The organism is Mycobacterium sp. E2479 (assembly GCF_001667925.1).
In the GTDB taxonomy this organism is placed as follows: Bacteria; Actinomycetota; Actinomycetes; order Mycobacteriales; family Mycobacteriaceae; genus Mycobacterium.
The window spans coordinates 20,511-46,676 of record NZ_LZJR01000136.1 but is presented as its reverse complement, the minus strand read 5'-3'; the positions used below and the strand labels follow the sequence as shown (position 1 = coordinate 46,676).

The window sequence follows — 26,166 nt, the reverse complement described above, 5'->3', positions numbered from 1 at the left end:
ATCGTCGACGAGGTCGACTCCATCCTGATCGATGAGGCCCGCACCCCGTTGATCATCTCGGGCCCCGCCGACGGTGCCTCGAACTGGTACGCCGAGTTCGCCCGGCTGGCGCCGCTGATGGAGAAGGACACCCACTACGAGGTCGACCTGCGCAAGCGCACCGTCGGCGTGCACGAGAAGGGTGTGGAGTTCGTCGAGGACCAGCTCGGCATCGACAACCTCTATGAGGCCGCCAACTCGCCGCTGGTCAGCTACCTCAACAACGCGCTGAAGGCCAAGGAGCTGTTCAACCGCGACAAGGACTACATCGTGCGCGACGGCGAGGTCCTGATCGTCGACGAGTTCACCGGCCGCGTGCTCTACGGCCGCCGCTACAACGAGGGCATGCACCAGGCCATCGAGGCCAAGGAGCACGTCGAGATCAAGGCCGAGAACCAGACGCTGGCCACCATCACGCTGCAGAACTACTTCCGGCTCTACGACAAGCTCGCCGGCATGACCGGTACCGCCCAGACCGAGGCGGCCGAACTGCACGAAATCTACAAGCTCGGCGTGGTGCCCATCCCGACCAACAAGCCGATGATCCGCGCCGACCAGTCCGACCTGATCTACAAGACCGAGGAAGCCAAGTACATCGCGGTGGTCGACGACGTCGTCGAGCGCTACGAAAAGGGCCAGCCGGTGCTGATCGGTACCACCAGCGTCGAGCGCTCGGAGTACTTGTCGCGGCAGTTCCAGAAGCGCCGCGTGCCGCACAACGTGCTCAACGCGAAGTTTCACGAGCAGGAGGCGACGATCGTCGCCGTCGCCGGCCGTCGCGGCGGCATCACGGTGGCCACCAACATGGCCGGCCGCGGTACCGACATCGTGCTGGGCGGCAACGCCGACTTCCTCACCGACCAGCGGCTGCGTGAGCGCGGCCTCGACCCGGTCGAGACGCCCGACGAGTACGACGCGGCGTGGCACGACGAACTGCCCAAGGTCAAGGAGGAGGTCAGCGCGGAGGCCGCCGAGGTGATCGAGGCCGGCGGCCTGTACGTGCTGGGCACCGAGCGCCACGAGTCGCGCCGCATCGACAACCAGCTGCGCGGCCGCTCCGGGCGGCAGGGCGACCCGGGCGAGTCGCGGTTCTACCTGTCGCTGGGCGACGAACTCATGCGCCGGTTCAACGGTGCGGCGCTCGAGGCGATGCTCAACCGGCTGAACCTGCCCGACGATGTGCCCATCGAGGCCAAGATGGTCACCCGCGCGATCAAGAGCGCCCAGACCCAGGTGGAGCAGCAGAACTTCGAGGTCCGCAAGAACGTCCTGAAGTACGACGAGGTGATGAACCAGCAGCGCAAGGTGATCTACGCCGAGCGCCGACGCATCCTAGAGGGCGAGAACCTCAAGGAGCAGGCGCTGGACATGGTCCGCGACGTGGTCACCGCCTACGTCAACGGAGCGACCGCCGAGGGCTACGCCGAGGATTGGGACCTGGAGGCCCTGTGGACGGCGCTGAAGACCCTGTACCCGGTGGGCATCGACCACACGACGCTCACCCGCCGCGACGCCGACGCCGACCTGGATGACCTCACCCGCGAGGAGTTGCTCGAGGCGCTGCTCAAAGACGCCGAAAACGCCTACGCCAGAAGGGAAGCCGAACTCGAGGAGATCGCCGGCGAGGGGGCGATGCGCCAGCTGGAACGCAACGTGCTGCTCAACGTCATCGACCGCAAGTGGCGCGAGCACCTCTACGAGATGGACTACCTCAAGGAGGGCATCGGGCTGCGCGCGATGGCGCAGCGCGACCCGCTCGTGGAGTACCAGCGCGAGGGTTACGACATGTTCATGGCGATGCTCGACGGCCTGAAGGAGGAGTCGGTCGGGTTCCTGTTCAATGTCACCGTCGAAGCGGTGCCCAGTCCACAGGTCGCGCCGGTCGAAGCGCCGGAGGGCCTGGAGGAATTCGCCAGCGCTGCGGCCGTCGGCGCCGAAGGCGGCAGCACCGCGACGGCCGTGCGCGAAGAATCGCCAACCCGGTTGCGCGCCAAGGGGATCGACAACGAGGCGCCGGCCATGACCTACTCCGGTCCGTCCGAGGACGGCTCGGCGGCGGTGCAGCGCAACGGCGGCGAAGGCGGCAAGGCGCCGGCCGGCGTGCCCGGGGGTGCCAGCCGGCGTGAGCGCCGCGCCGCGGCGCGACAACAGGGCCGCGGTAGCAAGCCACCCAAGTCCGTCAAGCGGCGCTAGCCGGGCGATCCGACCGGAGGCGCCCTGCGCCGAGTGTGAAGCTAGCCGCACACTCGGGGCCGAACGTGCGGCTAGCCGCACACTCGGCGACAGCCTGCGCCAGCAACCCCTATGCCCTAGGCTTATCAGGCATCGGCTTTCGTGTGGCTATAGTGACGCCGCGCCGATGAGGGGTGGAGAAAGGGACGAGTTCCATGCCCTTCGACGGAGCCGTGTCGCGGACTGACGTTCTGGCGGCGCTATCTCTGGCGATCGACCTCGGGCTCGGGCAGCCGATGGATCACATGCTGCGGTCGGCGGCGATGGGCTCGCGATTGGCGACGCAACTGGGACTCGACGAGCGCGAGCGCGGAACCGTTTTCTATACGGCCCTGGTGATGTGGATCGGCTGTCACGCGGACTCGCACGAGTATGCGCAGTGGTTCGGCGACGACATCGCGGTGCGACACGACAGCCACTACATCGACTGGTCCGGTGCGCCATACCGTCGATTTCTCATGACCAATCTGGGGCGTGGGACGACGTTGCCCAAACGAGCCCAGTTGGCGGCCAAAGTCTTCTGGGACGCCCGCGGGAATCTGGGCGCATTGGTGCAGTCCCATTGCCTGTCGGCCGCTCTGCTTGCCGAGGAGATCGGGCTGGGCGCCGATGTTTGTCAAGCGCTGCCCTACGCGTACGAGCGATGGGACGGCAGCGGTCTTCCCGCCGGAGCCGCCGGAAACCAGATCCCCGTGGCGATGCGGGTGGCGCAGATCTCCGACATCGCCGATGTGCACCATCGCGCTTACGGCGCAGGCGCCGCAATCGCCGAAATTCGCCGTCGCAGCGGCAAACAGTTCGATCCGGAGATCGTCGCGGTGTTCATCGCGGCGGCCGATGACCTACTGCGCGAGGACGAAGACGTGTGGTCGATCGCCGCGGGTCTGGCTCCAGATCCGGGCGAAGCGCTGAGCGGACCCGCGCTGGACCGACTCCTGTGTGCGATGGGTGACTTCGCGGATCTGAAATGCCCCTTCACTCTTGGCCATTCACGTGCCGTCGCTCAGCTGGCGGAGAACGCCGGGCGATGCGCGGGCCTGCCGCAAGACGACATCGATATCCTGCGCCGCGCAGGCTACGTTCACGATCTCGGTCGCATCGGTGTGTCGAACCGAGTGTGGGAAAAGCCGGCCGCGCTAACCGATGTCGAACGCGAGCGCGTGCATTTGCATCCCTATCTGACCGGCAGGATTTTGGCCCGGGTCGGTGGGCTGAAGGCCGTCCGAGAGGTCGCGGTGAACCATCACGAGCGACTGGACGGCTCGGGATACCCGAATGGTCTGCGCGGTGATGACCTGTCGGGTCGTGACCGCGTGCTCGCCGCCTCCGAAAGCTATTGCTCCGCAACGGAACCGCGACCGTATCGCGACGCCAGGAACGGGGAGGCCGCGGCCAAGAAACTGCGGGACGAAGCGGTCCGCGGCCGCCTGGACGGTGACGCCGTCGAAGCCGTCCTGCAGGCCGCCGGCCACCGGCCGTCGCGCAGAGCCGCCAGGCCGGCCGGGCTGACTCGGCGCGAGGCCGAGGTGTTGCTCCATGTCGCGCAGGGACTCTCCAATAAGGAGATAGCTGCGGCGCTCTGGATTTCCGAGAAGACGGTACGCAATCACGTCGAACACATCTATGCCAAGATCGGGGTCTCGAACCGGATCGGTGCCAGCCTGTACGCCACCCGGCACGGCCTGGCCGGCGCCATCCCCGACTGAGGAATCCGATCTATGGGGTGAATGCCCCATGTGTCCGCGGGGAATCGACGCGAACATTTCGGCATGACCAGCAATGCCTTCGGCCCGGCGGCCGCGGCCACCCAGCCGGAACGGCAACCGGGGGTTTGGGACCGGGTCCTCACCGACGGCCACGCGTCTCTGGTCAGGGCGAGGCATGCGTTTCGCTACCTGCCCTCGGCGCCGCGATGCAAGCTGTGCAACAACCCGTTCGGCGGACCAGTCGGTCGCCTCTTCGCGGTGGCCGGCTTCCGCCGCTCGCGTAAGAACCCCAACCTGTGCATGCGATGCTGTGATGCGCTGCCGCCAGGGGGAGCGGAGGTGGACATCGCGGTGTTGTTCGCCGATGTTCGCGGCTCCACGGCGTTGGGTCACTGTCGACCCGCCGCGGACTTCGCCGCGCTGCTCAACCGGTTTTACTGTGTCGCAACGCAAACCCTGCTGCGTCATGACGCGGTGATCGACAAACTCATCGGTGACGAGGTGATGGCGTTTTTCGTCCGGGGCATCAGCGGTCGCCGGTATCGCCAACGGGCCGTAGAGGCGGGAGTCGATCTGCTCGAAGCGGTTGGGTACGGCGCGCCAGGCGGGGCCTGGCTCGACGTCGGCGTCGCGGTACACGCGGGCGTCGCGTACGTGGGCAACGTGGGCGGGGCTGTCGTCGATTTCACCGCCCTCGGTCGCCCGGTCAACGCCGCGGCCCGGATGCAACAACTCGCGGCCGGCGGTGAGTTGTTGATCGCCAGCGGGGTCGCCGACGAGCTGACTGCCGGCATGGCATTGCGCACGCTCAGTCTGCGGGGACAAGAAGAGCCGATCAACGTCTTCGTCCACAAGTCCTGAGCCGAACGCCCGGGGCCCGCGACCTCTGCTGAGCGTCGCGGGCCCGGAACACGGGGCCGTCACCGCCAAGATGCGCCGGGCCGGGAGCGACGGTGCAGTACCCAGGCGGTAGCCAGTGTGAGCGCGACGGCGAACGAGGCCAGCGCGATCAGACTGGCGACGGTACCCCCCTGGAAGGTGCTGCGGTAGGCGGACATCGCCGGCAGCGTGGCGGCGTAGCGGTCGAGGCCCAGCTCGCGGCCCAGCGCATCGAAGGCGTGGCGGTTGGACAGGACCAGGCTCATCATCCGTCCGGGGGTGGCCATCTGGTCCACCGGGACGATGGCCCCACCGAACAACACCTGCGGGAAGCACAGCATCGGCAGGGCGAGGGCCGCCTGCGCGGCGTTGGAGACGGCGGCCGAGGCGAGCAGTCCCAGCGCCAACGCCGAGGTCGCTTCGACCAGGATCGTCGCGAACAGCGAGGCGTACACGTCCCATCCGGCCGCGGGGAGCCGACCGAGTGCGCGCAGCACAACCAGCAGCACCGCGCTCACTCCCGCCAGAACCGGAAGCAGCGCGGTCACCTTCGATGCCACGTAAGCGCCCACGCTGAGCCCTGCCAGGCGCTCGCGCCGGAAAACGGCCATCTCGCCGACGATTTGGAGCAGGCCGTAGGTCAGGCCGAAGAAGAAGCCGTCGAAAGCTATCCAGAACACGATTTGGGCCGGGCCGACGCCGGCCGCGCTGCCCGCATCGAACTCGCCGCGCTTGAACAGCGTCGCCATCATCACCGTCACCAAGACGGGCGAGCCGAGCAGGATCGCCAGGGTCAGCCGATTGCGCGCCAGGACATCGACATTGCGCCGTGTGAGGAGCCACCATTGCCGAACCCTGCCCGTGCCCTTGACGCCGGACGGGGTAGGCGGCGCGGACCGTTGAGTCGAGCCGCCACGGTTTGCCGAATTCGCGCGGCTCGCCGCGAACCGCTCCGCCCAGCCGCCCGGAGTGTGGTCGCCGGACAGGCGCTCGTACACCTCGGTCAGGGTGTTGACCCCGAAGTAGCGCCGCGCCGCGGCCGGGCTCCCGGTGAAGGCCAGGTGGCCGTCGCGAGCCAGGAACACCACCCGATCACACCGGTCGATGCCGGCCGGCTCGTGTGTGGTCAGAACGACGGTGACCCCGCGTTGGCTGAGGCGGCGCAGCAAGCGCATCACTTCGGCCGCAGTGGAAGGATCGAGCCCCGAGGTGGGTTCGTCGAGGAAGAAGAGGCGGGGCCGGGTCAAGAGCTCCACGGCGATGCTGGCCCGCTTGCGTTGACCGCCGGACAGCGCGCGCACCGGCACGTCGGCCCGATCGGCCAGGTCGAGGTCGGCCAGCGTCTCCTCGACGACCCGGTCCGCCTCCGCCGCGGACGTCCCTGCGGGGAGGCGGAGCAGCGCCGCGTAGCGCAGCGTGCGGCGCAGGGGCATCTCCAGGTGGATGATGTCGTCCTGGGGCACGTACCCGACGCGGGAGTCGACGCGCGGACGTCGGGAAACGCCGTCATGCCGAAGCTCCCCGGCGCTCGGCGGTTGCAGGCCCGCGAGGACCTCCAGCAGGGTGGTCTTGCCCGCCCCGCTGCCGCCGGCGATCGCGACCAATTCGCCCGGTTCCACCGACAGCGACAATGCGTGGAGGAGCTGACGCCCGCCCACCTGCCGGCTGATGTCGATCGCGTCGACCCGCGCGCCACCGGGCGCTCCTACCGCGTGATCCGATCGCTGAGTACCGAGCCGATCCATTGTCGCTGCGGTGCATGTCGCTTCGGTCATGATCTGGCCTCCGTACCTTTCGAAATGGCTTTGTCGTGGCCGATCATCGGTCTGGGGAGTCCGTGCTCGCATGAGGCGTTTGCCTCAAAATCGCCGAGTCCGCCGGCGGGCGCGCCCCGACAATGGACTAGTCAAAATTGGCTAGGGCAGGCCAGGGAAGAAAATGAGGCAAATGGCCCATAGGCGAGCGCCCGCCGGCGGCCCACACTTGGCCTATGAAGCGATACTTGACGGTCGGTTACGGCGCCGGCGCATACCTGATGTTTCTCGCCGCATTCTTATATCTCGTGGCTTTCGTGGCCGGGCTCTGGGTGCCGCGCACCGTCGATCACGGGCTCTCTGCGCCCATCGGCCAGGCGGTACTGGTCAACGTGCTGCTGGTTGCCGCGTTCGGCGCCCAGCACAGTGTGATGGCGCGGCCGGCATTCAAGGCGTGGTGGACGCGATTCGTGCCGGCGTCGATCGAACGCAGCACGTATGTGGTGCTGTCAAGCGCTGTGCTGGTGCTGCTGTATTGGCAATGGCGGACGATGCCGGCCGTCGTCTGGGACGTGCGGCTGCCGGCCGGGCGTCTGACGCTGTGGACGTTGTTCTGGCTGGGGTGGGCGATCGCGCTGGCCTCGACCTTCATGGTCAGCCACTTCGATCTGTTCGGCCTTCGGCAGGTGTATCTGGCGTGGCGCGAAAGGCCCTACACCCACATAGGTTTTCACGCTCGACTGCTCTATCGCCTGGTGCGTCATCCGCTCATGCTCGGCTTCCTCATCGCCTTCTGGGCGACGCCGACCATGACGGCCGGACACCTGCTCTTCTCGATCGGCATGACGAGTTACATCCTGATCGCGGTGCAATTGGAGGAGCGCGATCTGGTCGCTGTGCTCGGCGATGAGTACCAGGAGTACCGCCGCAGTGTGTCGATGCTGGTGCCCTTCACCCGTCGCCAGCAACGCCGGCTTGGTCGGCAACCGGCCCAACCGGCCGGCCAGCATTAGCTTTCCAGCAGCGCGGCGATCCGCTCCAGCGTCGCGGCCATGCCCCGCTCGGTTTGGCGGGGCATGGAACCGCTGGTGATCATCCACTTCTGCTTGTCGCGTGACACGTCCCAGGTTTCGCGCACCAGGGTGCCGTCGTCCGTGGCAACGAGTTCGTATCTCCAGATGCGGCCGCCGACCAGACCGCCCATGCCGAAGGTCTGCCACGCGATGCGGCGATCCGGTTCGTACTCGATGACCGTGTTGGTGGTGCGGTAGGGCAGGAACAACGTCTCCTTGCGGCCCCGCATCGCCATCGAGAATTTCGAACCCATCGTCAGTGGGATCGATTTGTCCGACGCGTGGTTCACGGTGCCGGAGCCGTCGAACGCGGCGTGCCTGCCGGCGTCGGCCAGCAGCGCGAAGATCGCGGCGGGCGGCGCCTTGATGACACGCTCGACGCTGACCGTGTTTTCCTGCATCCGCTTACAGTAACGCCGGGCGACCTGTCAGGATTGACGTATGGACGTCAAGGAGGTGTTGCTGCCCGGGGTCGGTCTTCGCTACGAATTCACCGATCAGAAGGGCGACCGCATCGGCATCATCGCGCGGCGCGGCGGCGATTTCGACGTCGTCTCGTATGCGCGCGAAGATCCAGACGAGGCCCGGCCGCTGCTCCACCTCAGCGATCAGGAGGCCGAGGCCGTGGCCCAGATCCTGGGGGCGCCGCGGATCGCCGAGCGGTTCACTGAGCTGGCCCGCGAAATCCCCGGACTCGAGACGGGCCAGGTGCACATCGTGGCCGGCAGCCCCTTCGTGGATCACCCGCTGGGAGATACCCGGGCCCGCACCCGCACCGGCGCGTCGATCGTGGCGATCGTGCGCAATGAGGAAGTGCTCGCCTCGCCCGGGCCCGCCGAGATGCTGCACGCCGACGACGTGCTGATCGTAATCGGCACCGAAAACGGCATCGCAGGCGTCGAGAAAATTATCGACAAAGGTTGAGCCAGTGGAAATTTCGGGGACGCTGCTGTTGCAACTCGGCGCCCTCCTGGCCACTCTGGCCGTATTGGGCGCCGCCGCACGGCGATTCGCATTGTCGCCCATACCGGTGTACCTGCTGGCCGGTCTGGCGCTGGGCAACGGCGGCATCCTGCCGGTGGCCGCCGGCGGGCAGTTCATCACCACCAGCGCACCCATCGGCGTCGTCTTGCTGCTGCTCACCCTGGGCTGCGAGTTCTCGGCGGCGGAATTCTCCAGCAGCTTGCGCCACCACCTGCCGTCAGCGGGCGTCGACATCGTGCTCAATGCCGCACCCGGCGCGATCGCGGGCTGGCTACTGGGTTTGGACGGCGTGGCCATCCTGTGCCTGGCCGGCGTCACCTACATCTCCTCCTCGGGCGTCATCGCGCGGCTGTTGGAGGACTTGCGCCGGCTAGGTAACCGCGAGACACCGGCGGTGCTGTCGGTGCTGGTGCTCGAAGATTTCGCGATGGCCGCCTACCTGCCGCTGTTCGCGGTCTTGGCCTCCGGCGGCGGATGGCTGCACGCCGTCGGTGGCATGGTCGTGGCGGTGGGCGCTCTGGTGGCGGCCTTTGCCGCGTCCTACCGGTGGGGTCACCATGTGGGGCGGCTTGTGGAACACCCCGACTCCGAACAGCTCATGCTGCGGGTGCTGGGCATCACCCTGATCGTGGCGGCCATGGCCGAGTCCCTGCACGCTTCGGCCGCGGTCGGTGCGTTCCTGGTCGGCCTCACGCTGACCGGCGAGACGGCCGAGCGGGCGCGTCAGGTGCTGGGCCCACTGCGCGACCTGTTCGCCGCCATCTTCTTCCTGGCGATCGGCTTCTCGGTGGACCCGTACGAGCTGATTCCTATGCTTCCGGCGGCGCTCATCCTGGCGGTGGTGACCGCGGCGACCAAGGTGGCCACCGGGATGTTCGCCGCCCGGCACGACGACGTTGCCCGGCGCGGACAGCTGCGGGCGGGCACCGCGCTGATCGCCCGCGGTGAGTTCTCGTTGATCATCATCGGATTGGCCGGCAAGTCGCTGCCCGCCGTCGCGGCGCTGGCGACGTCCTACGTTTTCATCATGGCGATCATGGGGCCCATTCTCACCCGCTACACCGGCGGCCCGCGGCCGGCCGGCGCGGCATCGACGACCTGAGCGGTGTCCCGCCGTCACCCGATATGCAGGGCCACCACCATCCACCGGGTTGCGCCCGCGGCGGTGACCTGCTCGACGCGGCAAGCGATGGCGTGCATGCGGTTCCCGCGGCTGTAAGAACCGAAGACCTCGGCCGCCGAATCAGGATCGCGGTGACCGGCCGGCTGCAGCCGCATGCGGCGCAACACGGCTGCGTCTCGATTACGGCTCGCGGCGCCACGGCCGACCGCCGCCACCGAATCCACCAGGCTCGTCGCCAGCAGCGGATTCAATTGGGCGGCAGGGCGGCGGCGGTCGATGACTTCCAGCACGCGGCGCAGCGCGGCATCGGCGAAGGCGGCCGCCTGACGCAGCCGGGGAGACATGACCGCGGCCGGATCCGGTGCCGGCGTCCTGCTGGGCCGGCCGGTGTAGGGCCGTGGCGGTGCGTGACTGCTGCCGCGGCGCAGCGGCGGGCGGGGGGATTGCCTGCAGTGTGGGGCGGTGCGCGACACGTCCTGCGCCGGCGGCTCGTACTCGCCGACTGGTATGACGGTGAAAGCGTCAGGTGGATTCGCAACTGGACTACTGTTCAACGCGCACTCTCCAACTCCTCGGCCGGACCTTCGAGCCTGCTGGAGAGGGGCAGACGTGGTGAGTCAGTGGTCATCATGGCACAACTCGACCGCACGCGTACCCACGCTGACTGGTGCACGGCGACACGATTACCGTGGGCGGGACATCGGGCCCAGCGGCCCCAGCGGCCCCGGGGGCCCGGGCGACGAACGACCAGGAGGACAGCGCCGCATGGTGACTCGCTTGTCCCCGGCGGACGCATCGTTTTATCGGCTGGAGAACACCGCGACCCCGATGTACGTCGGATCGCTGTCGATCCTGCGCCGCCCCCGTGCCGGCTTGAGCTACGAGACGCTGCTGGCCACCGTCGAGCAGCGGCTGCCGCAGATACCGCGCTACCGGCAGAAGGTGCGGGAAGTGCGCGTCGGCACGGCCCGGCCGGTCTGGGTGGACGACAACGACTTCGACATCACCTATCACGTGCGGCGCTCGGCGTTGCCCTCTCCGGGCAGTGACGAGCAGCTGCACGAGCTGATCGCGCGGCTGGCAGCGCGGCCGCTGGACAAGTCGCGCCCGCTCTGGGAGATGTATCTGGTCGAAGGCCTGTCCCAGAACCGGCTGGCCCTCTACACCAAGTCGCATCAAGCGCTGATCAACGGCATGTCGGCGCTCGAGATCAACCACGTCATCGGCGATCGGAGGAAGCGCCCGCCACCTTTCCCCGAGGACATCTGGATTCCGGAGCGCGACCCCGGCAACACCCGGCTGGTGTTGGGAGCGATCAGCGAATGGGTCACGGGGCCGGGCGCCCAGCTGCAGGCCGTCGGGTCGATGCTCGGCGGTCTGGTGACCAACCACGGCGAGCTGATCGACGCCGGCCGCCGGGCCGCCGACCTGGTGCGCACGGTTACCCGGGGGACCGCACCCAGCAGCCCGCTCAATGCCACCGTGTCGCGGCACCGGCGCTTCACGGTCGCACGGGGCAGCCTGGAGGATTACCGCACCGTGCGCGCCCGGTATGACTGCGACGTCAACGACGTGGTGCTCGCGGTCATCGCCGGGGCGCTGGGTAACTGGCTGATGTCGCGGGGAGTGGCGGTGTCGCCGACCGCGACGGTGCGGGCGATGGCGCCGTTGTCGGTGTACGACGATGGCGACCTCGACGCGAGCGGTCCCGGTCAGGCGATCGGCCAAGTGACGCCGTTCCTCGTCGACCTGCCGGTGGGAGAGCCCAACGCCGTGGTGCGGCTGTCGCAGATCGCGCACGCCACCGAGTCGAACCCGACGGCCGCCCGTCTGGTGGACGCCAGGACCATCGTCACGCTCTCGGGTTTCGCCCCACCGACGCTGCACGCCATGGGAATCCGCGTGGCGACCAGTTTCCCGAGTTTCTCCAAGCGCACGTTCAATCTGTTGATCACCAACGCGCCCGGCGCCCAATCGCAGATGTACATCGCCGGCACCAAATTGCTGGAGACCTACGCGGTGCCGCCGCTGCTGCACAACCAGGCGCTGGCCATCGGCGTGACGTCGTATAACGGCGAGCTGTACTACGGAATCAACGCCGACCGCGAAGCCATGAGCGATGTCGACCTGCTGCCCGGGCTGCTGAACCAAGCGCTCGAAGAACTGCTCGAGGCGTCCCGGTCCTAGTCGGCGGTGAAAGGCGGTGCGCGCGGCTATCATTCGAAGGTGTGAGTACCGCGACAAACGACGGCAAGTCGAAGGCGGCGAAATCGTCCACGCCGCGCAAGATCCCCGATGACGTCTATCGGGCCGAATTGTTCCGGCTGCAAACGGAATTGGTGAAACTACAAGAGTGGTTGCGCCATGCCGAACAACAACTGGTCGTCATCTTCGAAGGCCGTGACGGAGCGGGTAAGGGCGGCACCATCAAGCGGATCACCGAATACCTGAACCCGCGTGTCACGCGGATCGCGGCGCTGCCCGCGCCGACCGACCGTGAGCGTGGCCAGTGGTATTACCAGCGTTACATCGCTCACCTGCCCACCAAAGGGGAGATCGTGCTGTTCGACCGGTCGTGGTACAACCGGGCCGGCGTGGAGAAGGTGATGGGATTTTGTACGCCCCAAGAGCATGCGTTGTTCTTGCGGCAGACGCCGATCTTCGAGCAGATGCTGATCGACGACGGGATCCTGTTGCGCAAGTATTGGTTCTCGGTGTCCGAGCACGAACAGCTGCGCCGGTTCAAGGCCCGGCGCAATGACCCTGTGCGGCAATGGAAACTATCCCCGATGGACCTGGAATCGCTGTATCGGTGGGATGATTACTCGCGTGCCAGGGACGAGATGATGGTGCACACCGACACCCCGGTGAGCCCGTGGTACATCGTGGAATCGGACATAAAGAAGCACGCGCGGCTGAACATGATGGCCCATCTGCTGTCGACGATCCCTTACCAGGACGTCGAGCGGCCCGTAGTCAAGCTGCCCAAGAACCCGGTGGTGAGCGGCAACTACCAACGCCCGCCGCGGGAGCTGTCCACCTACGTCGACGACTATGCGGCCACACTGATCGGATGACGCTCGTCTACATTCCGGCCACGCTGGCGATGTTGCAGCAGCTCGTCGCGGACGGCTCGCTGCGCCCGGTCAACGGCACCGCGTTCGCACTGACGCCGCGGTTGCGCGAGGCCTATGCCGAGGGCGATGACGACGAGCTGGCCGACGTGGCGCTGCGCGAGGCGGCGCTGGCGTCGCTGCGGCTGCTGGCTGCCCGGGAATCGGATGCGGCACAAGGGGCCGGCACGCCATCGCAGTCCTTGCCGCCCCGGCGCGCGGTGCTGGCCGCCGACGTCGAGGACGTCACGTACCGACCCGACCTCGACGACGCCGTGGTCCGGCTGTCCGGGCCGGTGCCGATCGACGACGTGATCGCCGCCTACGTCGACAACGCCGGGGCTGAACCGGCAGTGGCGAAGGCCATCGAGGCCGTCGACGCCGCCGACCTGGGTGATGAGGACGCCGACCTGATCGTCGGCGACGCGCAAGACCACGATCTGGCCTGGTACGCCAACCAGGAACTGCCATTCCTGCTGGAACTGATGTGACGCCGATGTGACGCGATCGGGGCACCAGCGCTAGCTACGACACCGTAAGTTACGGTACCGTAGGTTTCGTGAGGCGCACAGAATCGATCAGAATGTGAGTGCAAGCAAGACGACGCATCGCGAGCAGGAGCTTCCCCTGGGCAGACGTAACCCATCGATCACGGGCAACGTCGTCGACACCAAGCGACCTGTTGTCGCCGGCGCGGACCGGCATCCCGGCTGGCACGCGCTGCGCAAGCTCGCCGCCCGCATCACGACGCCGCTGTTGCCCGACGACTATCTGCATTTGGCCAACCCGCTGTGGTCGGCGCGCGAGCTGCGGGGCCGCGTCCTGCAGGTGCGCCGAGAGACGGAAGATTCCGCGACCCTGGTCATCAAGCCGGGCTGGGGCTTCAACTTCGACTACCAGCCGGGCCAGTACATCGGTATCGGGCTGCTGATGGACGGGCGCTGGCGCTGGCGGTCGTACTCCCTCACCTCGGCTCCGGCCGGCGCACGCTCCGGCTCCGGTTCGGCCCGCACCGTGACCATCACCGTGAAGGCGATGCCGGAGGGCTTCCTGTCGTCGCACCTGGTGGCCGGGGTCGAGCCGGGCACCATCGTCCGGCTGGCCGCGCCGCAGGGCAACTTCGTGCTGCCCGACCCGGCGCCCGCGTCCATCCTGTTCCTCACCGCGGGATCCGGGATCACTCCGGTGATGTCGATGCTTCGTACCCTGGTGCGCCGCAACCAGATTGGTGACATTGCCCACCTGCACTCGGCACCCACCCAATCCGACGTCCTGTTTCGGGCCGAGTTGGCCGAGCTGGCCGCCGAGCATCCCGGCTATCGGCTACAGCTGCGCGAGACGCGCACCCAGGGCCGGATCGACCTGTCCCTGCTGGACCGGGAGGTGCCGGACTGGCGCGAACGCCAAACGTGGGCCTGCGGGCCGGAGGGCATGCTCGCCGAGGCCGAGCGGGTCTGGTCGGCCGCGGGCGTCGGCGACCGCCTGCACCTCGAGCGATTCGCGGTGTCGAAGGCCGCACCCACCGGCGCCGGCGGCACTGTCACCTTCGCCCGAAGCGGGCGCACCGTGGCTGCCGACGCGGCGACGTCGCTGATGGATGCCGGTGAGGGCGTCGGGGTGCAGATGCCCTTCGGGTGCCGCATGGGGATCTGCCAGTCGTGCGTAGTGAATCTGGTGGAGGGCCATGTCCGTGATCTGCGGACCGGCCAGGAGCACGATCCGGGTACCCGGGTGCAGACGTGCGTGTCTGCCGCTTCCGGCGACTGCGTGCTCGACATTTAAGGCTACTCACAGGTAACCTACGGATTCGTAGGTTACGATAGCGTAGGTCTGGAACACGTTAAGACCACAATCAACCGCAGGGAGATGACGACGATGGCCGTCACAGACGTCGACGTATTCGCCCATCTGACGGACGCCGATATCGAAAGCCTGGCCGTTGAGCTCGATGCCATCCGCCAGGACGTGGAAGACTCACGCGGCGAGCGGGACGCTCGCTACATCCGCCGCACCATCGCGGCCCAGCGCGCGCTTGAGGTGACCGGCCGGCTGCTGCTGGCGGCCAGCTCGCGGCGTTCGGCCTGGTGGGCGGGGACGGTGACCCTGGGCGTGGCCAAGATCGTCGAGAACATGGAGATCGGCCACAACGTCATGCACGGCCAGTGGGACTGGATGAACGACCCCGAGATCCACTCCTCGACGTGGGAGTGGGACATGAGCGGGTCGTCCAAGCACTGGCGCTACACGCACAACTTCGTCCACCACAAGTACACCAACATCCTGGGCATGGACGACGACGTCGGCTACGGCCTACTGCGCGTCACCCGCGACCAGAAATGGAAGCGCTTCAACATCCTCAACCTGGTGTACAACACCCTGCTCGCGCTGCTCTTCGAGTGGGGAGTCGGCTTGCAGCATGTGGAGCTCGGCAAGATCCTCAAGAAGCGGATGGACCAGGACGACGCCCGGCAACGGACCGACGAGTTCCTGGCCAAGGCCGGCCGCCAGGTGCTCAAGGACTACGTCGCGTTCCCGGCGCTGACCTCGTTATCGCCCGGCGCGACCTACATGTCCACGTTGAAGGCCAACGCGCTCGCCAACGTGATTCGCAACGTGTGGGCCAACGCGGTGATCTTCTGCGGCCATTTCCCCGACGGCGCAGAGAAATTCACCAAGACCGACATGATCGGCGAAACCAAGGGGCAGTGGTATCTGCGTCAGATGCTGGGTAGCGCCAACTTCGAGGCCGGCCCGGCGCTGCGCTTCATGAGCGGCAACCTGTGCCACCAGATCGAGCACCACCTGTACCCGGACATGCCCAGCAACCGGCTGCACGAAATCTCCGCGCGGGTGCGCCAGGTCTGCGACAAGTACGACTTGCCTTACACCACAGGCTCTTTCCTGTTCCAGTACGCCAAGACGTGGCGGACGCTGGCCAAGCTCTCGCTGCCGAACAAGTACCTGCGTGACGACGCCGACAACGCGCCGGAGACGCGCAGCGAGCGGATGTTCGCCGAGCTCGAGCCCGGCTTCCTGGGCACCGATCCGGCGACCGGCCGCCGCCGCGGTCTCAAGTCCGCGATCGCAGCCGTGCGTGACTGGCGGCGTGGGAAGCGGGCGGCCACGGCCGGCCGTGTGGTCGACGATCTGGCCGCTTAGTCCGCTGCATCGGCCGGTGACGGCCCGGGCCAGCAAAGGGAAACACGCCGAACGTGTTCTCTTGGCGAATATTCCGCCGATTTCGCGCCCTGAGCGCACGCTCGGCATGGCCGTTGAGACTAGCTGGTCGCATAGAAGTCCGTAGCACGTATCGGGGCGACACCGAGTTCGCCCGCGATCGCGTCGATCGCCTGTTGCGCGACGCCCAAATCAACCCGATAGTCGGCGGTGAAATAGGGTCCGACGTAGCGCTCGTAGTGCCAGCACGCTTCTTCGGAAGTGAGCCGGTCGAGGAACCAGTTGATGTAGTCGACGGCATGGCCTGGTTGTTCGACGAGAAGCCGCAGCGCCCGGCGGTTGGCCCGCATCAGGGCCAGCAACGCGGGGCTGTCCGGTGGGATGTGCACCGGGTCGACGGCAACGCCCACCGTGGGGATCTGGAAGTGATCGCCGACCCAGGCCAGCAGGTGAAACCCCTCTTCGGCGGCGATTTGTTCGGGGGAGAGGGTGCTGCCGACGTAGGCGGCATCGATCGATCCGTCGCGTAGCCGGCGCAGGTCCATCTGGTAGTCGCCCGGATGCCGCACCACGCAGCGCAGGTCGCGGTCCGGGTCCAGCCCGTGCTTGCGCAGGACGATGCGGGCGAAGGTGCCCGGGGGGTTATCGGCGGCGTGCACGGCCAGGCGCCGCCCGCGCAGATCCGCCATCGACTTCACTTCGGCGTTGCCGATGAACCAGAACAGCGGGCCATCGGTGTTGACGCTCAACGCTTTCCAGCCGATCCCGTCCTGCAGCCGGGACAGCAGGGCGCGGCCCAGGCCGATCACCGCGGCGTGGCGCAGCCGCTGCGCGTTCCAACCGACCCCGTCGCGGATGGCGACGTGGACGCCTTCGTCCTGGTAATACCCCTCCTGATCGGCGACATGGGCGACCAACTCCTCGTGAATGCCACGCCCGACGTAAGCGAGATCGATCGTCTGCACCCTGACCCCTTCCCGATAACCGATCCGGTGTCAATTCATGGCCAAGCCGCCGTTGACCTCGAGGCAGTGGCCGGTGATGAAACCGGAATCCTCGCCGGCCAGAAACACCACCGCGTTGGCCACCTCGCCGGGGCTGACGAGCCTGCCCATGGGATTCGTCGCGCCGAGCTGGTGTATTTCTTCGGCCGTCAACAGCGCGTTCGCCGTGGGATCGGCGACGGTGGCCGGCGCAATGAGATTGGCGGTGATCTGGTGCGGAGCCAGCTCGAGCGCGACGTACCGGACAAACTGGTCCATTGCCGCCTTGGCGGTTCCCACCGTGATCATGCCCTGTCGGGGCCGGCGGGACAACACCGTGGTGAGATAGATCAGCCGGCCATAGGATCTTGAAATCATGTCGGGGACAACGGATTTGGTCATCAAGAACGCGGCGTGCAGTTCGCGGTCCAGCTTGCCGCCGAGCTGCTCCCAGCTAAGGTCGGCGAACGAGGTGACGTCGTAGGCGATCAGGGCGTTGTGGACCAGCACATCGATGCCGCCCCACTTTTCGGTCGTCGCGCTGCTCATCGCCGCGACGTCCTCGGGTTCGGTGACGTCGGCCCGAATCGCGATGGCCTCGCCACCGGCGGTGGTCGCGGCCGCGACCACCTCCTCGGCCTCCGCGGCGCTGGACCGGTAGTTGACGACCACCCGAAATCCCTGCTCCGCCAAGGCCAATGCGGTTGCTGCTCCTATTCCCCGGCTGGCTCCTGTGATCACCGCGACACGACCCACCCGCGCTACCTCCGACCGCGCTTACCGCGCCTGGCTGGCAGTCGCGAACGATACTCCCGCGGTGCACCCGGGTAAAGGGTTGCCCGCCTGTTGGCCATACTGAGAGATGTGCAGGTGTTCGTCGGATCCCAGGTGTCGCATTGGGATTTCGCGCGCAGCACGGCCAGTGTCGCGTTGATGACCGAGTTCGGTTGCAAGAACGGGCTTGCCGTCGCCGACGTGCTCAACGGGTCGGGTCTGTCGGAGGCTGACCTGCGCGATCACGATCGGATGATCGTCGGGCGTCAGGAGTTGGCGGTGGCGACGAATCTGGTGAACCAACTGGGTGACGCGGCCAACTTGGGAATGCGGGTGGGCGGCAGTTATCACGTCGGGTCCCTGGGAATCTTCGGCTTCGCCTGCCTGACCAGCTCGACGCTGGGCGATGCCGTCCGGTTCGCGGCCCGGTTCTACGAGCTCAGCTACGGCTTCTGCCTGCCGACCGTCACGGTCGAGGGACCGGTGGCGGCGCTGCGACTCGACCTGCCCGACCTGACCGGTCCGGTCGCTGAGTTTCTGGTGCGGCGGGACCTCGCGGCGATCGCGCGCGTCATGGGCGAGTTGCTCGGCAGCCCGGTCCCGTTCACGTCGATCGAATTCAGCGGCCCGGCGCCGTCGTCGGGTGACGACGCGGCCCGCGAGGCGTTCGGCGTCGGACCGCAGTACGGCTCGCCGGCCAATGTCGCACGCCTACCGCTCGCGCTGCTGGACGAACGGCTGCCCCGCGCCAGCGAGATGAGCGTGGCCATGTGCGAGCAACAGTGCCGCGCCCTGTTGGAACGCCGTCGGGCCCGGACCGGTGTCGCCCTGCGGGTGCGAGAACGGCTGGCGTCGATCGACGGCGAACCGCACACGATCGCGGCCGTCGCCCGGCAGTTGGCGATGAGTGAGCGGACGCTGCGCCGGCGGCTGGCCGAGGAGAACACCACCTTTCGGGAACTGGTCGAGGAGGTCCACCGCGTGCTGGCCGAGGAGCTGCTGGCCACCGGCGCGCTGTCGGTGGAGGACGTCGCACTGCGCCTGGGGTACGCGGAGGCGACCAGCTTCATCGCCGCGTTCAAACGCTGGACCGGCACGACGCCGGCCCGCTACCAGCGCTCGGTGGCTCCCCGTGGCAGGTCGCTGGCCGTCTGAATGCCCCAGCGGCCGCTGTGGCCGCAATTATGGATTTCGCGACCGCAATCGGCTGCAGGGATGCCGGCGCTCGCTCCTAACGTCTGAGTCATGACTTCAACCCATCGCCCCCGCGTGCTGATCGTCGGGGCGGGCTTCGGTGGGCTCGCCGCCGCCTACGAACTGTCCAAGGACGGCCTCGCCGACGTGACGGTGCTGGAGAAGGCCGGCGACGTCGGCGGTGTCTGGCGGGAAAACACTTACCCCGGTGCCGCCTGCGACGTCCCGTCGAACCTGTATTCGTATTCCTTCGCACGAAAGACGAACTGGGGACGCCGTTACGCCGAGCAACCCGACATTCTGGCCTACATCCGTGACACCGCGGACCGGTTCGGCCTGCGCGACTTGGTGCGGACGGGCGTAGAGGTCACCTCCGCCCACTACGACGACGAAACCGCCACCTGGCAGCTGCGGACGTCGGACGGCGAGACCTTCGAGGCCGACGTTCTGGTGCCGGCGGTGGGCCAGCTGTCGCGGCCGGCGCTGCCGGCGATACCGGGCATCGACGCTTTCGCGGGGCCGTCGTTCCACTCGGCGCAGTGGCGCCACGACGTCGACCTGACCGGCAGGCGCGTGGCGGTCCTCGGAACCGGCGCATCGGCGATCCAGTTCGTCCCGCGCATCCGCGAGGTCGCGGCCCACGTCACCGTCTTTCAGCGCTCCGCGCCCTACGTCATCCCGAAACCGGATCGCGCCTACACCGCGGCGCACCACGCCGCCTTCAGAAAGGTGCCAGGATTCGCCGCCGCCATGCGAGAGCTGATCTGGGAGATCTCCGAGTTCTTCGGTCTCGCGCTGACCAAGGTCGCACCGCTGGCCGGCCTGATAGGCATCGCCGCGTCGCTGAACATCAAGCGGCACATCAAGGATCCGGTGCTGCGCGCCAAGGTGACCCCCGACTATCCGATCGGCTGCAAGCGGGTGCTGTTCAGCAGCGAGTGGTATCCGGCGCTATCCCGCGACAACGTCTCGGTCGAGACCGGTGCGATCACCGAGGTGACGGCGGCCGGGGTGCGCACCGCCGACGGCCGGCTGCACGAGGTCGACGTCATCATCTACGGCACCGGGTTCAAGGCCACCGAATTCCTTGCGCCGATGACGATTACCGGCCGCGACGGGCGCGACCTGCACTCGCAATGGGCCCGGGGGGCCCGCGCCCACCTCGGCATGGCCGTACCCGGCTTCCCGAACATGTTCATGATCTACGGCCCGAACACCAATCTGGGCAGTAGCTCGATCATCCTGATGATGGAGCAGCAGGCCCGCTACATCCGCCAGATCGCCGAGCAGCTCGCCAGTGGCGGTCCGGGCCGCGCGTTCGAGGTGCGGGAGGCCGTCGAGCAGGCCTACGACACCGAGATCCAGTCCCGCCTCGACAACGGGGTCTGGACCGCCTGCGACTCCTGGTACCGCACCGCTTCGGGCCGGGTCACCACCAACTGGCCGGGCCTGGTGCGCGAATATCAGCGGCGCGCAGAGGCGGTCGCGTTCGACGACTACCTGGAAGTGTCGCCAAGTTCCGCAAGAGAAACCGAGCAGGTCGGCGCATGACCCCGTTCGACTACGACGTAGTCGTGATCGGATCCGGTTTCGGCGGTTCCGTCACCGCGCTGCGCCTGAGCGAAAAGGGTTACCGCGTAGGCGTCCTCGAGGCGGGCCGGCGATTCCGTGACGAAGACTTCGCCAAAAACAGTTGGCATGTCCGGGATTACCTGTTCAAGCCCGCCGTCGGTTGCTACGGCATTCAGCGGATCGACCTGCTCTCCGAAGCCGTGGTGCTCAGCGGCGCCGGAGTGGGAGGCGGATCGCTGGTCTACGCCAACACGCTCTACGAGCCGGGCGACCCCTTCTACGCCGACGCGCGTTGGAGTCAGATCACCGACTGGAAAGACGAGCTCGCCGCGGCTTACGACCAGGCCAAGCGGATGCTCGGCGTGGTGACCTATCCGCGAATGACGCCCTCGGACAAGGTGATGTTGCAGATCGCCACCGACCTCGGCGTCGCGGATTCCTTCCACGCCACGCGGGTCGGGGTGTGCTTCGACGGCGGCCCGGATGCGCGGGGCCGCCCGGCCGACCCGGGCGCGCCGGTCGGCGATCCCTACTTCGGCGGGGCCGGACCGGACCGCAACGCCTGCCTGCACTGCGGCGAATGCATGACGGGCTGCCGGCACAACGCCAAGAACACACTGGTCAAGAACTACCTGTATCTCGCGGAGAAACTCGGCGCCAAGGTCCACCCGCTGACCACGGTCGTCGATGTCCGGCCGCGCCCCGGTTGGGGGTTTGACGTGATGACGCGTCGCAGCGGCGGCAAGATTCGCCGGCGCAGCCGCACGTTCACCGCCGAGCAGGTGGTGTTCTCGGCTGCCGCCCTGGGCACGCAGCGGCTGCTGCACCGGTTGCGCGACCGCGGCAGCCTGCCGCATGTGTCGTCACGGCTGGGGGAGCTGTCGCGGACCAACTCCGAGGCGATCCTGGCGGTGCGGGCGCGCCGCGACGACGTGGATTATTCGGAGGGCGTGGCGATCACGTCGTCGATCCACCCGGACAGCCACACGCACGTGGAGCCCTGCCGCTACGGCCATGACTCCAACCTGATGGGACTGCTCGGCACCATCTTGGTCGACGGCATGGACGGACCCGGAAAGGGCCGGGGTCGCTGGCGAACCGGGTTGAAAGAGTTTGTGCGCCAACGCCAAGACCTGCGCCGCCTGCTCAACCCGAAGCACTGGTCGGAACAGACCATCCCGCTGCTGGTGATGCAGACCCACGACAACTCGTTGACCACCTACACGCGGCGCTCGTTGTTAGGGCGACGCATGGCGACGCGTCAGGGCGTGGGAGAGCCGAACCCGACCTGGATCCCCGTCGGCCACGAGGTTGCCCGGCGCGCGGCAAAACACCTCGACGGCATCGCCGGCGGCGCGTGGGCGGATCTGGCGGATATCCCGATGACGGGACATTTCATCGGCGGCTGCGTGATCGGTGAGACCGCGGCCGACGGCGTCGTCGATCCCTACCACCGCATGCATGGACATCCCGGACTGCACGTGATCGACGGATCCACGATCACTGCGAACTTGGGGGTGAACCCGTCGCTGACCATCACCGCACTCGCCGAACGCGCAACCTCGTTGTGGCCCAACAAAAGAGAGCCGGACCCGCGCCCGCCGCTGGGATCGCCCTACCTGCGCGTCAGCCCCGTGGCACCGACCAATCCGGCCGTCCCGGCAAGTGCGTCCGGCGCTTTGCGTCTCGCGTACGGCGCTGGGCGCACCTAGGTTCGGGCGGAAAGGATTTTGCGCTCGACGCCCGGCCTCATTGACGCTGTGGGCGGCCGCCGTTAGCCTCTGAACAAAGATTTGGTCTACTGCCCGGGCTCGTTCAGCGTGTCAGAGGAGCACCCCCATGGCAACCGAACAGTTCGACAGGCGGGGCGCCGAGCGTCAACGCCTGTCGGCCCGGCAGGCGTTCGGCATCGCCGCCGGCCTTATGGTGCTAAGCCTGATCGTGCACAGCTGGAGCGAAGGACAGGCGTGACGAACAAGCGGGCCAGGGCTCGCCCCCTTGCCATAACCAACGCTGCACTGCGCATCGGCGTGAAGGTGGTGCCCTGGCTTCCGCCTTGGCTCAAGCGCCTGCTCGCCGGCGGTGGCAGGATCACCGTCGACGGCAACACTCTCGACCCGACGCTCCAATTGATGATTGCCGGTCAACGAAGTACTCGCACCGGGGGCCTGTCGGCTTCCGGCGATCCGGAAGTCGCCCGCGCCATGATGCGTAGCTCACACTTGCTCATGGCGCCCAGAATCGATGTCCCCACACGAGATTTCGCGATCCCAGGTCCCGAAATCCCGCTGCGGACACGCCACTACCGTCCGGCAGTTGACGAGGCGGCTCCGATGCTGGTGTTCTTCCACGGCGGCGGCTTTGTGGTGGGCGACATCGAATCCCACGACGGACTCTGCCGAATGATCTGCCGCGACGCGGCGGTACATGTGCTGTCGGTCGACTACCGGTTGGCACCAGAGCACAAAGCGCCGGCCGCGGTCCACGATTGCTTCGCCGCGTATCGATGGGCACTCGGACACGCCGCGGAACTGGGCGCTGACCCGTCCCGAGTCGGCGTTGGCGGTGACAGCGCGGGGGGGAACTTGGCGGCGCTGGTCGCGCTGCTAAGTCGCGACGACGGGATTCCGCAGCCGGTGCTGCAAGTACTGATGTATCCGGTCGTTGATCTGTCCGAAGAAACTCAGTCTCGAAAGTTGTTCTCCGATGGGTTTTTTCTGTCCAAGCGCGACAGGGATTGGTTCACGGAATTGTATCTGGGCGGCACTGATGTTGCCGCAGACGAGACGCGGGTATCGCCGCTGAAGTCGGCGAAGCTTCACGGTCTGGCACCGGCTCTGGTGCTCACCGCGGGATTCGATCCGCTGCGTGATGAGGGCAACGAGTACGCCGCGGCGTTGCGCGCGGCCGGTGTCACGGTGGACCACCGGCAGTTCGATGCACTCGCGCACGGCTTCGCCAGCGTCGCAGCGTTCGGCGGCGGCAGCGCCGATGCGTTGATCGCCACCATCTCGGCGATCCGCGCCCACTTCAGCCGCAGCTGAGAGCCGGTCCGAGTCTGCCGTCAGGGGCGTGTGACGAGGTAGGTCTCGTTGTTCAGGTCGGCGGTGAGTTCCTCGACATCGAAGGGGCGGTCCAGCCTTGCGTGCAACGCCTTCGGATCGGTCAGCAAGCTTATTTCCGCGGTTTGATGGGCGAAGAGTCGGCCGATCAGTGGATAGATTCGACGCATGATCGCTCGCTCTGCCGATGTGCAGCGCGACGCGCAGTAGCCGACGTGGCCGATTTCGTCGGTGAGGATTTCGCTGTAGAGAAGTTCGATTCGTTGCGCGACTTCCGGTTCGTCGGCGAAAAGCCTTCTGCCGGCGCGGCGTATGCGCGAACTCGTCTTCTACCCGACGGGTGGAGAAGAAGTGCAATCCGAGCATGTCCCGAAAAACCGTTTGACCCAAGCGGCTTTCGGCGCTGAGCACATGATGCACGAGTTGGGAGAGCACCGACGCCAGATCGCCCTTGGCGTCACCGAGTTCACTGATGATCCGGGTCTCATCGACACGTTCCGCGTCGATGAGCACATGCTCCTTCGTCGCGAAGTGGAAATAGAACGTCCCTCGGGCCACGCCCGCGTCGGCGACGATCGCGCTGACATCGGCCGCGGCCGCTCCTCGCCGCGAGATCTCCGCCAGCGCCGCGTCGAACAGGCGGGGGTTTTTAGGCGTCGCGCCTGGCGGACTCCCGCGGCCGGCGATCGGGTCGCGGACGGCGCCGGGGGTGACCCCATGGAGGCACGGTACGCCAATTCACTGATAGTCGTCAATGACGGGTGTCAGCGAGGTGCATTGCCAAACCGATGATCTCGGCGTTACCAGGGCGATGACGTCTGCCAGCGGTACTAACCCGACGCCACTCGCGCGCTGCGCGTTCAGGTCGCAGGTCACCCAGCCGGCGGCGCCGCCAACTTTGCGTAGCCGATTACGCTATCGAGCGCCGAAGCGCGGGCGCATGATTGTTACCGGTGCAAGGAAAGGTGGTCCGATGTCCGCGTCCCAGCCCCTACCGGTAGAGACCTGCGACGTTTGCATCGTCGGAGCAGGCGTCGCCGGGCTGAATGCTCTGTTCGCCGCGAGCCGTTACCTGTCACCGGACAACAAGGTGATCCTGATCGATCGTCGGGCGCGCGTCGGCGGCATGTGGGTCGACGTGTACCCGTATGTGCGGCTGCACCAACCGCACCCGATGTTCACCGCGGGCAACATCGCGTGGACCATCGGCAAGGATCGCGCCTACCTGGCAACCAAAGGCGAGGTGCTCGACCATTTTCAGCACTGCATGGACGTGATAAGGGAACGCGTACGGGTGGACGAGTACTTCGGCTGGGACTTCGAGTCCGGGGACGAAACGAACGGCATCGTGCGGGTCACCGCCAGGGCCGCCGACGGCCGGACTCTCGCCGTCGAGGCCAAGCGACTGATCAAGGCCTATGGCCTGGGAATCACGCCGAACGAACCGCTTGACATCTCCAGCACACGCATCCATTCCGTGTCTCCCGACTACTGCGACGTCCGGGCGGGCGACATCAGCGAAAGTGATGCGCCGGTGTGGATCATCGGTGGCGGAAAAACCGCGATGGACACCGCGCATGTGTTGATCACTGCGTATCCCGGGCGGGAGGTGAACCTCGTAGCAGGACGGGGAACTTTTTTCTCCAACCGCGACAGCCTGTTTCCGTGCGGTACCGGTCGCTGGTGGAAGGGCACCCCGCCGGCGGCCGTCGCCACGCGGCTGAGTCGCCGGTACGACGGCACGAACGAATCAGACGTCCAGGGTTGGTACCGAGGCACCCATGGCACGTTCTTGACCCCTCAGGCGGACAACTTTGTGTTGGGAGTGTTATCTGAGGCTGAGAACCGCACCATCTCCGCGGGGCTAAACGATGTCGTCATGGACTATTTCGCGGATGCAGTCGATCACAACGACACCACCGAGTTGGTGTTCCGGAGCGGATCCACGAAGACGATTCAACCGGGCAGCTGGGTCGTCAACTGCACCGGATATGTCAAATTTCCGGTCGAAACCGCGTACGAGCCTTACGTTTCGCCTGGCGGCGCAATCGTTTCCATCAACGTGCAGTCCGCCGTGCTGCACTTGCCCGCGTTCATGGGATACTTCCTGGGGCATCTGCTGTTGTTGGACAAGCTCAGTGACGTCCCGCTCTACGAAATCGACTGGAAGAAACTGAGGCAGAAGGCGCCGGTGGCATTTCCGTACGTGCTGTTCGCGCTCGTCCAGCACAACCTGAGTCTGATCTACGACAACGTGCCCAGGCGCGTATTCGAGGAAAACAACCTCGATTTCGACAAGTGGTACCCGCTACCGCGCCGCCTGCCAGGTCTGGCGCGGTTCGTGCTCACGCACCGCCGGGAACGCGAACGCCAGCGCCGTGTTCTTGACACTGTCCGGGAGCGTTTCGATATCCGCTGCGGCCCACTGGGCCAGGAGTTTGCACCCAGCGTCACAACGTAACTGGGCGAAAGGCTAGCCCGGTTCGCTCGATGGTGGTGGC

General features: G+C 66.9%; 22 protein-coding genes and 2 pseudogenes. 17 read left to right on the top strand and 7 right to left on the bottom strand.

Features of this window, described 5'->3' with window-relative positions; translation table 11 throughout:
- The 3 genes from secA to A5686_RS20800 all read left to right on the top strand — a co-directional run.
- Positions 1 to 2,232, top strand: a 2,232-nt coding sequence (gene secA / locus A5686_RS20810; protein WP_067938171.1) for a preprotein translocase subunit SecA, incomplete at its 5' end; no start/stop codon positions are given.
- A 194-nt stretch (positions 2,233 to 2,426) separates the two neighbouring features.
- On the top strand, positions 2,427 to 3,977 hold the full coding sequence (locus tag A5686_RS20805; RefSeq protein ID WP_067938170.1) for an HD domain-containing phosphohydrolase: 1,551 nt from the start codon (positions 2,427 to 2,429) through the stop codon (positions 3,975 to 3,977).
- A gap of 63 nt (positions 3,978 to 4,040) precedes the next feature.
- On the top strand, positions 4,041 to 4,838 hold the full coding sequence (locus tag A5686_RS20800) for an adenylate/guanylate cyclase domain-containing protein (RefSeq protein WP_067938169.1): 798 nt from the start codon (positions 4,041 to 4,043) through the stop codon (positions 4,836 to 4,838).
- 59 nt (positions 4,839 to 4,897) lie between these two features.
- On the opposite strand, the gene A5686_RS20795 is transcribed toward A5686_RS20800, so the two are convergent.
- A complete protein-coding gene (locus tag A5686_RS20795) occupies positions 4,898 to 6,601 on the bottom strand; it encodes an ATP-binding cassette domain-containing protein (protein WP_067938187.1) in 1,704 nt (567 codons plus the stop codon).
- Between the two features lie 245 nt (positions 6,602 to 6,846).
- On the opposite strand from A5686_RS20795, the gene mddA reads away from it, so the two are divergent.
- The gene (gene mddA / locus A5686_RS20790) at positions 6,847 to 7,623 is read left to right on the top strand and encodes a methanethiol S-methyltransferase (protein ID WP_067938167.1); all 777 of its coding nucleotides are present in this window, start codon (positions 6,847 to 6,849) and stop codon (positions 7,621 to 7,623) included.
- Here mddA and A5686_RS20785 read toward each other — a convergent pair.
- Positions 7,620 to 8,084, bottom strand: coding sequence for an SRPBCC family protein (locus A5686_RS20785; RefSeq protein WP_067938165.1), 465 nt, complete (start codon positions 8,082 to 8,084; stop codon positions 7,620 to 7,622). The two genes, mddA and A5686_RS20785, sit on opposite strands and share 4 nt — an antisense overlap.
- Before the next feature lie 40 nt (positions 8,085 to 8,124).
- Between A5686_RS20785 and A5686_RS20780 the strand changes: the two genes are divergently transcribed.
- Positions 8,125 to 8,607 (top strand): cation:proton antiporter regulatory subunit, encoded by a 483-nt coding sequence (locus A5686_RS20780; protein ID WP_067938163.1) that lies wholly within the window; start codon positions 8,125 to 8,127, stop codon positions 8,605 to 8,607.
- Positions 8,608 to 8,611: 4 nt separating this feature from the next.
- On the top strand, positions 8,612 to 9,769 hold the full coding sequence (locus tag A5686_RS20775; protein WP_067938161.1) for a cation:proton antiporter: 1,158 nt from the start codon (positions 8,612 to 8,614) through the stop codon (positions 9,767 to 9,769).
- Between the two features lie 14 nt (positions 9,770 to 9,783).
- On the opposite strand, the gene A5686_RS20770 is transcribed toward A5686_RS20775, so the two are convergent.
- Positions 9,784 to 10,344, bottom strand: coding sequence for an Rv3235 family protein (locus A5686_RS20770; protein ID WP_197520656.1), 561 nt, complete (start codon positions 10,342 to 10,344; stop codon positions 9,784 to 9,786).
- Positions 10,345 to 10,555: 211 nt separating this feature from the next.
- Here A5686_RS20770 and A5686_RS20765 point away from each other — a divergent pair, with 211 nt between their 5' ends.
- The 5 genes from A5686_RS20765 (at position 10,556) to A5686_RS20745 (ending at position 16,062) form a co-directional block, all read left to right on the top strand.
- Complete coding sequence (locus A5686_RS20765; protein ID WP_067938159.1) at positions 10,556 to 11,977, top strand: wax ester/triacylglycerol synthase family O-acyltransferase; 1,422 nt, start codon at positions 10,556 to 10,558, stop codon at positions 11,975 to 11,977.
- Positions 11,978 to 12,018: 41 nt separating this feature from the next.
- A complete protein-coding gene (gene ppk2 / locus A5686_RS20760) occupies positions 12,019 to 12,867 on the top strand; it encodes a polyphosphate kinase 2 (RefSeq protein ID WP_067938157.1) in 849 nt (282 codons plus the stop codon).
- Complete coding sequence (locus tag A5686_RS20755) at positions 12,864 to 13,394, top strand: hypothetical protein (RefSeq protein WP_067938154.1); 531 nt, start codon at positions 12,864 to 12,866, stop codon at positions 13,392 to 13,394. The genes ppk2 and A5686_RS20755 overlap by 4 nt, the downstream gene beginning before the upstream one ends.
- A 136-nt stretch (positions 13,395 to 13,530) precedes the next feature.
- Positions 13,531 to 14,685, top strand: coding sequence for a ferredoxin reductase (locus A5686_RS20750; protein ID WP_067938183.1), 1,155 nt, complete (start codon positions 13,531 to 13,533; stop codon positions 14,683 to 14,685).
- Positions 14,686 to 14,778: 93 nt separating this feature from the next.
- Complete coding sequence (locus A5686_RS20745) at positions 14,779 to 16,062, top strand: fatty acid desaturase (protein WP_067938181.1); 1,284 nt, start codon at positions 14,779 to 14,781, stop codon at positions 16,060 to 16,062.
- 119 nt (positions 16,063 to 16,181) lie between these two features.
- Here A5686_RS20745 and A5686_RS20740 read toward each other — a convergent pair whose 3' ends face one another.
- Together A5686_RS20740 and A5686_RS20735 are read right to left on the bottom strand one after the other, a co-directional pair.
- Positions 16,182 to 17,045: an ABC transporter substrate-binding protein gene (locus A5686_RS20740; RefSeq protein ID WP_067938152.1), complete on the bottom strand. Its 864-nt coding sequence runs from the start codon at positions 17,043 to 17,045 to the stop codon at positions 16,182 to 16,184.
- 30 nt (positions 17,046 to 17,075) lie between these two features.
- Entirely contained in the window at positions 17,076 to 17,804 is a 729-nt protein-coding gene (locus A5686_RS20735) for an SDR family NAD(P)-dependent oxidoreductase (RefSeq protein ID WP_255405048.1), read from the bottom strand.
- A gap of 105 nt (positions 17,805 to 17,909) precedes the next feature.
- Here A5686_RS20735 and A5686_RS20730 point away from each other — a divergent pair, with 105 nt between their 5' ends.
- The 5 genes from A5686_RS20730 (at position 17,910) to A5686_RS20715 (ending at position 23,647) form a co-directional block, all read left to right on the top strand.
- The gene (locus A5686_RS20730; RefSeq protein ID WP_231986440.1) at positions 17,910 to 18,992 is read left to right on the top strand and encodes an AraC family transcriptional regulator; all 1,083 of its coding nucleotides are present in this window, start codon (positions 17,910 to 17,912) and stop codon (positions 18,990 to 18,992) included.
- 90 nt (positions 18,993 to 19,082) lie between these two features.
- A complete protein-coding gene (locus A5686_RS20725) occupies positions 19,083 to 20,582 on the top strand; it encodes an NAD(P)/FAD-dependent oxidoreductase (protein ID WP_067938148.1) in 1,500 nt (499 codons plus the stop codon).
- Positions 20,579 to 22,315: a GMC oxidoreductase gene (locus tag A5686_RS20720; protein ID WP_067938146.1), complete on the top strand. Its 1,737-nt coding sequence runs from the start codon at positions 20,579 to 20,581 to the stop codon at positions 22,313 to 22,315. The genes A5686_RS20725 and A5686_RS20720 overlap by 4 nt, the downstream gene beginning before the upstream one ends.
- Positions 22,316 to 22,442: 127 nt before the next feature.
- A complete protein-coding gene (locus tag A5686_RS28225) occupies positions 22,443 to 22,574 on the top strand; it encodes a hypothetical protein (protein WP_255405047.1) in 132 nt (43 codons plus the stop codon).
- Positions 22,571 to 23,647 (top strand): alpha/beta hydrolase, encoded by a 1,077-nt coding sequence (locus A5686_RS20715; protein WP_231986439.1) that lies wholly within the window; start codon positions 22,571 to 22,573, stop codon positions 23,645 to 23,647. The genes A5686_RS28225 and A5686_RS20715 overlap by 4 nt, the downstream gene beginning before the upstream one ends.
- Before the next feature lie 20 nt (positions 23,648 to 23,667).
- On the opposite strand, the pseudogene A5686_RS20710 reads toward A5686_RS20715, so the two are convergent.
- Together A5686_RS20710 and A5686_RS26890 are read right to left on the bottom strand one after the other, a co-directional pair.
- Positions 23,668 to 23,979, bottom strand: a pseudogene (locus tag A5686_RS20710) (hypothetical protein); the annotation flags it as partial.
- Positions 23,963 to 24,384 (bottom strand): annotated as a pseudogene (locus A5686_RS26890) (helix-turn-helix domain-containing protein); the annotation flags it as partial. The pseudogenes A5686_RS20710 and A5686_RS26890, both read right to left, overlap by 17 nt.
- Before the next feature lie 254 nt (positions 24,385 to 24,638).
- On the opposite strand from A5686_RS26890, the gene A5686_RS20700 reads away from it, so the two are divergent.
- Entirely contained in the window at positions 24,639 to 26,126 is a 1,488-nt protein-coding gene (locus tag A5686_RS20700) for an FAD-dependent oxidoreductase (protein WP_067938143.1), read from the top strand.
- Positions 26,127 to 26,166 lie beyond the last annotated feature (40 nt).

Coding starts and splice junctions, on each gene's coding strand:
- A5686_RS20805 (WP_067938170.1), top strand. CDS start 2,427: ATGCCCTTCGACGGAGCCGTGTCGCGGACTGACGTTCTGGCGGCGCTA.
- A5686_RS20800 (WP_067938169.1), top strand. CDS start 4,041: ATGACCAGCAATGCCTTCGGCCCGGCGGCCGCGGCCACCCAGCCGGAA.
- A5686_RS20795 (WP_067938187.1), bottom strand. CDS start 6,601: ATGGATCGGCTCGGTACTCAGCGATCGGATCACGCGGTAGGAGCGCCC.
- mddA (WP_067938167.1), top strand. CDS start 6,847: ATGAAGCGATACTTGACGGTCGGTTACGGCGCCGGCGCATACCTGATG.
- A5686_RS20785 (WP_067938165.1), bottom strand. CDS start 8,084: ATGCAGGAAAACACGGTCAGCGTCGAGCGTGTCATCAAGGCGCCGCCC.
- A5686_RS20780 (WP_067938163.1), top strand. CDS start 8,125: ATGGACGTCAAGGAGGTGTTGCTGCCCGGGGTCGGTCTTCGCTACGAA.
- A5686_RS20765 (WP_067938159.1), top strand. CDS start 10,556: ATGGTGACTCGCTTGTCCCCGGCGGACGCATCGTTTTATCGGCTGGAG.
- A5686_RS20755 (WP_067938154.1), top strand. CDS start 12,864: ATGACGCTCGTCTACATTCCGGCCACGCTGGCGATGTTGCAGCAGCTC.
- A5686_RS20745 (WP_067938181.1), top strand. CDS start 14,779: ATGGCCGTCACAGACGTCGACGTATTCGCCCATCTGACGGACGCCGAT.
- A5686_RS20725 (WP_067938148.1), top strand. CDS start 19,083: ATGACTTCAACCCATCGCCCCCGCGTGCTGATCGTCGGGGCGGGCTTC.
- A5686_RS20720 (WP_067938146.1), top strand. CDS start 20,579: ATGACCCCGTTCGACTACGACGTAGTCGTGATCGGATCCGGTTTCGGC.
- A5686_RS28225 (WP_255405047.1), top strand. CDS start 22,443: ATGGCAACCGAACAGTTCGACAGGCGGGGCGCCGAGCGTCAACGCCTG.
- A5686_RS20700 (WP_067938143.1), top strand. CDS start 24,639: ATGTCCGCGTCCCAGCCCCTACCGGTAGAGACCTGCGACGTTTGCATC.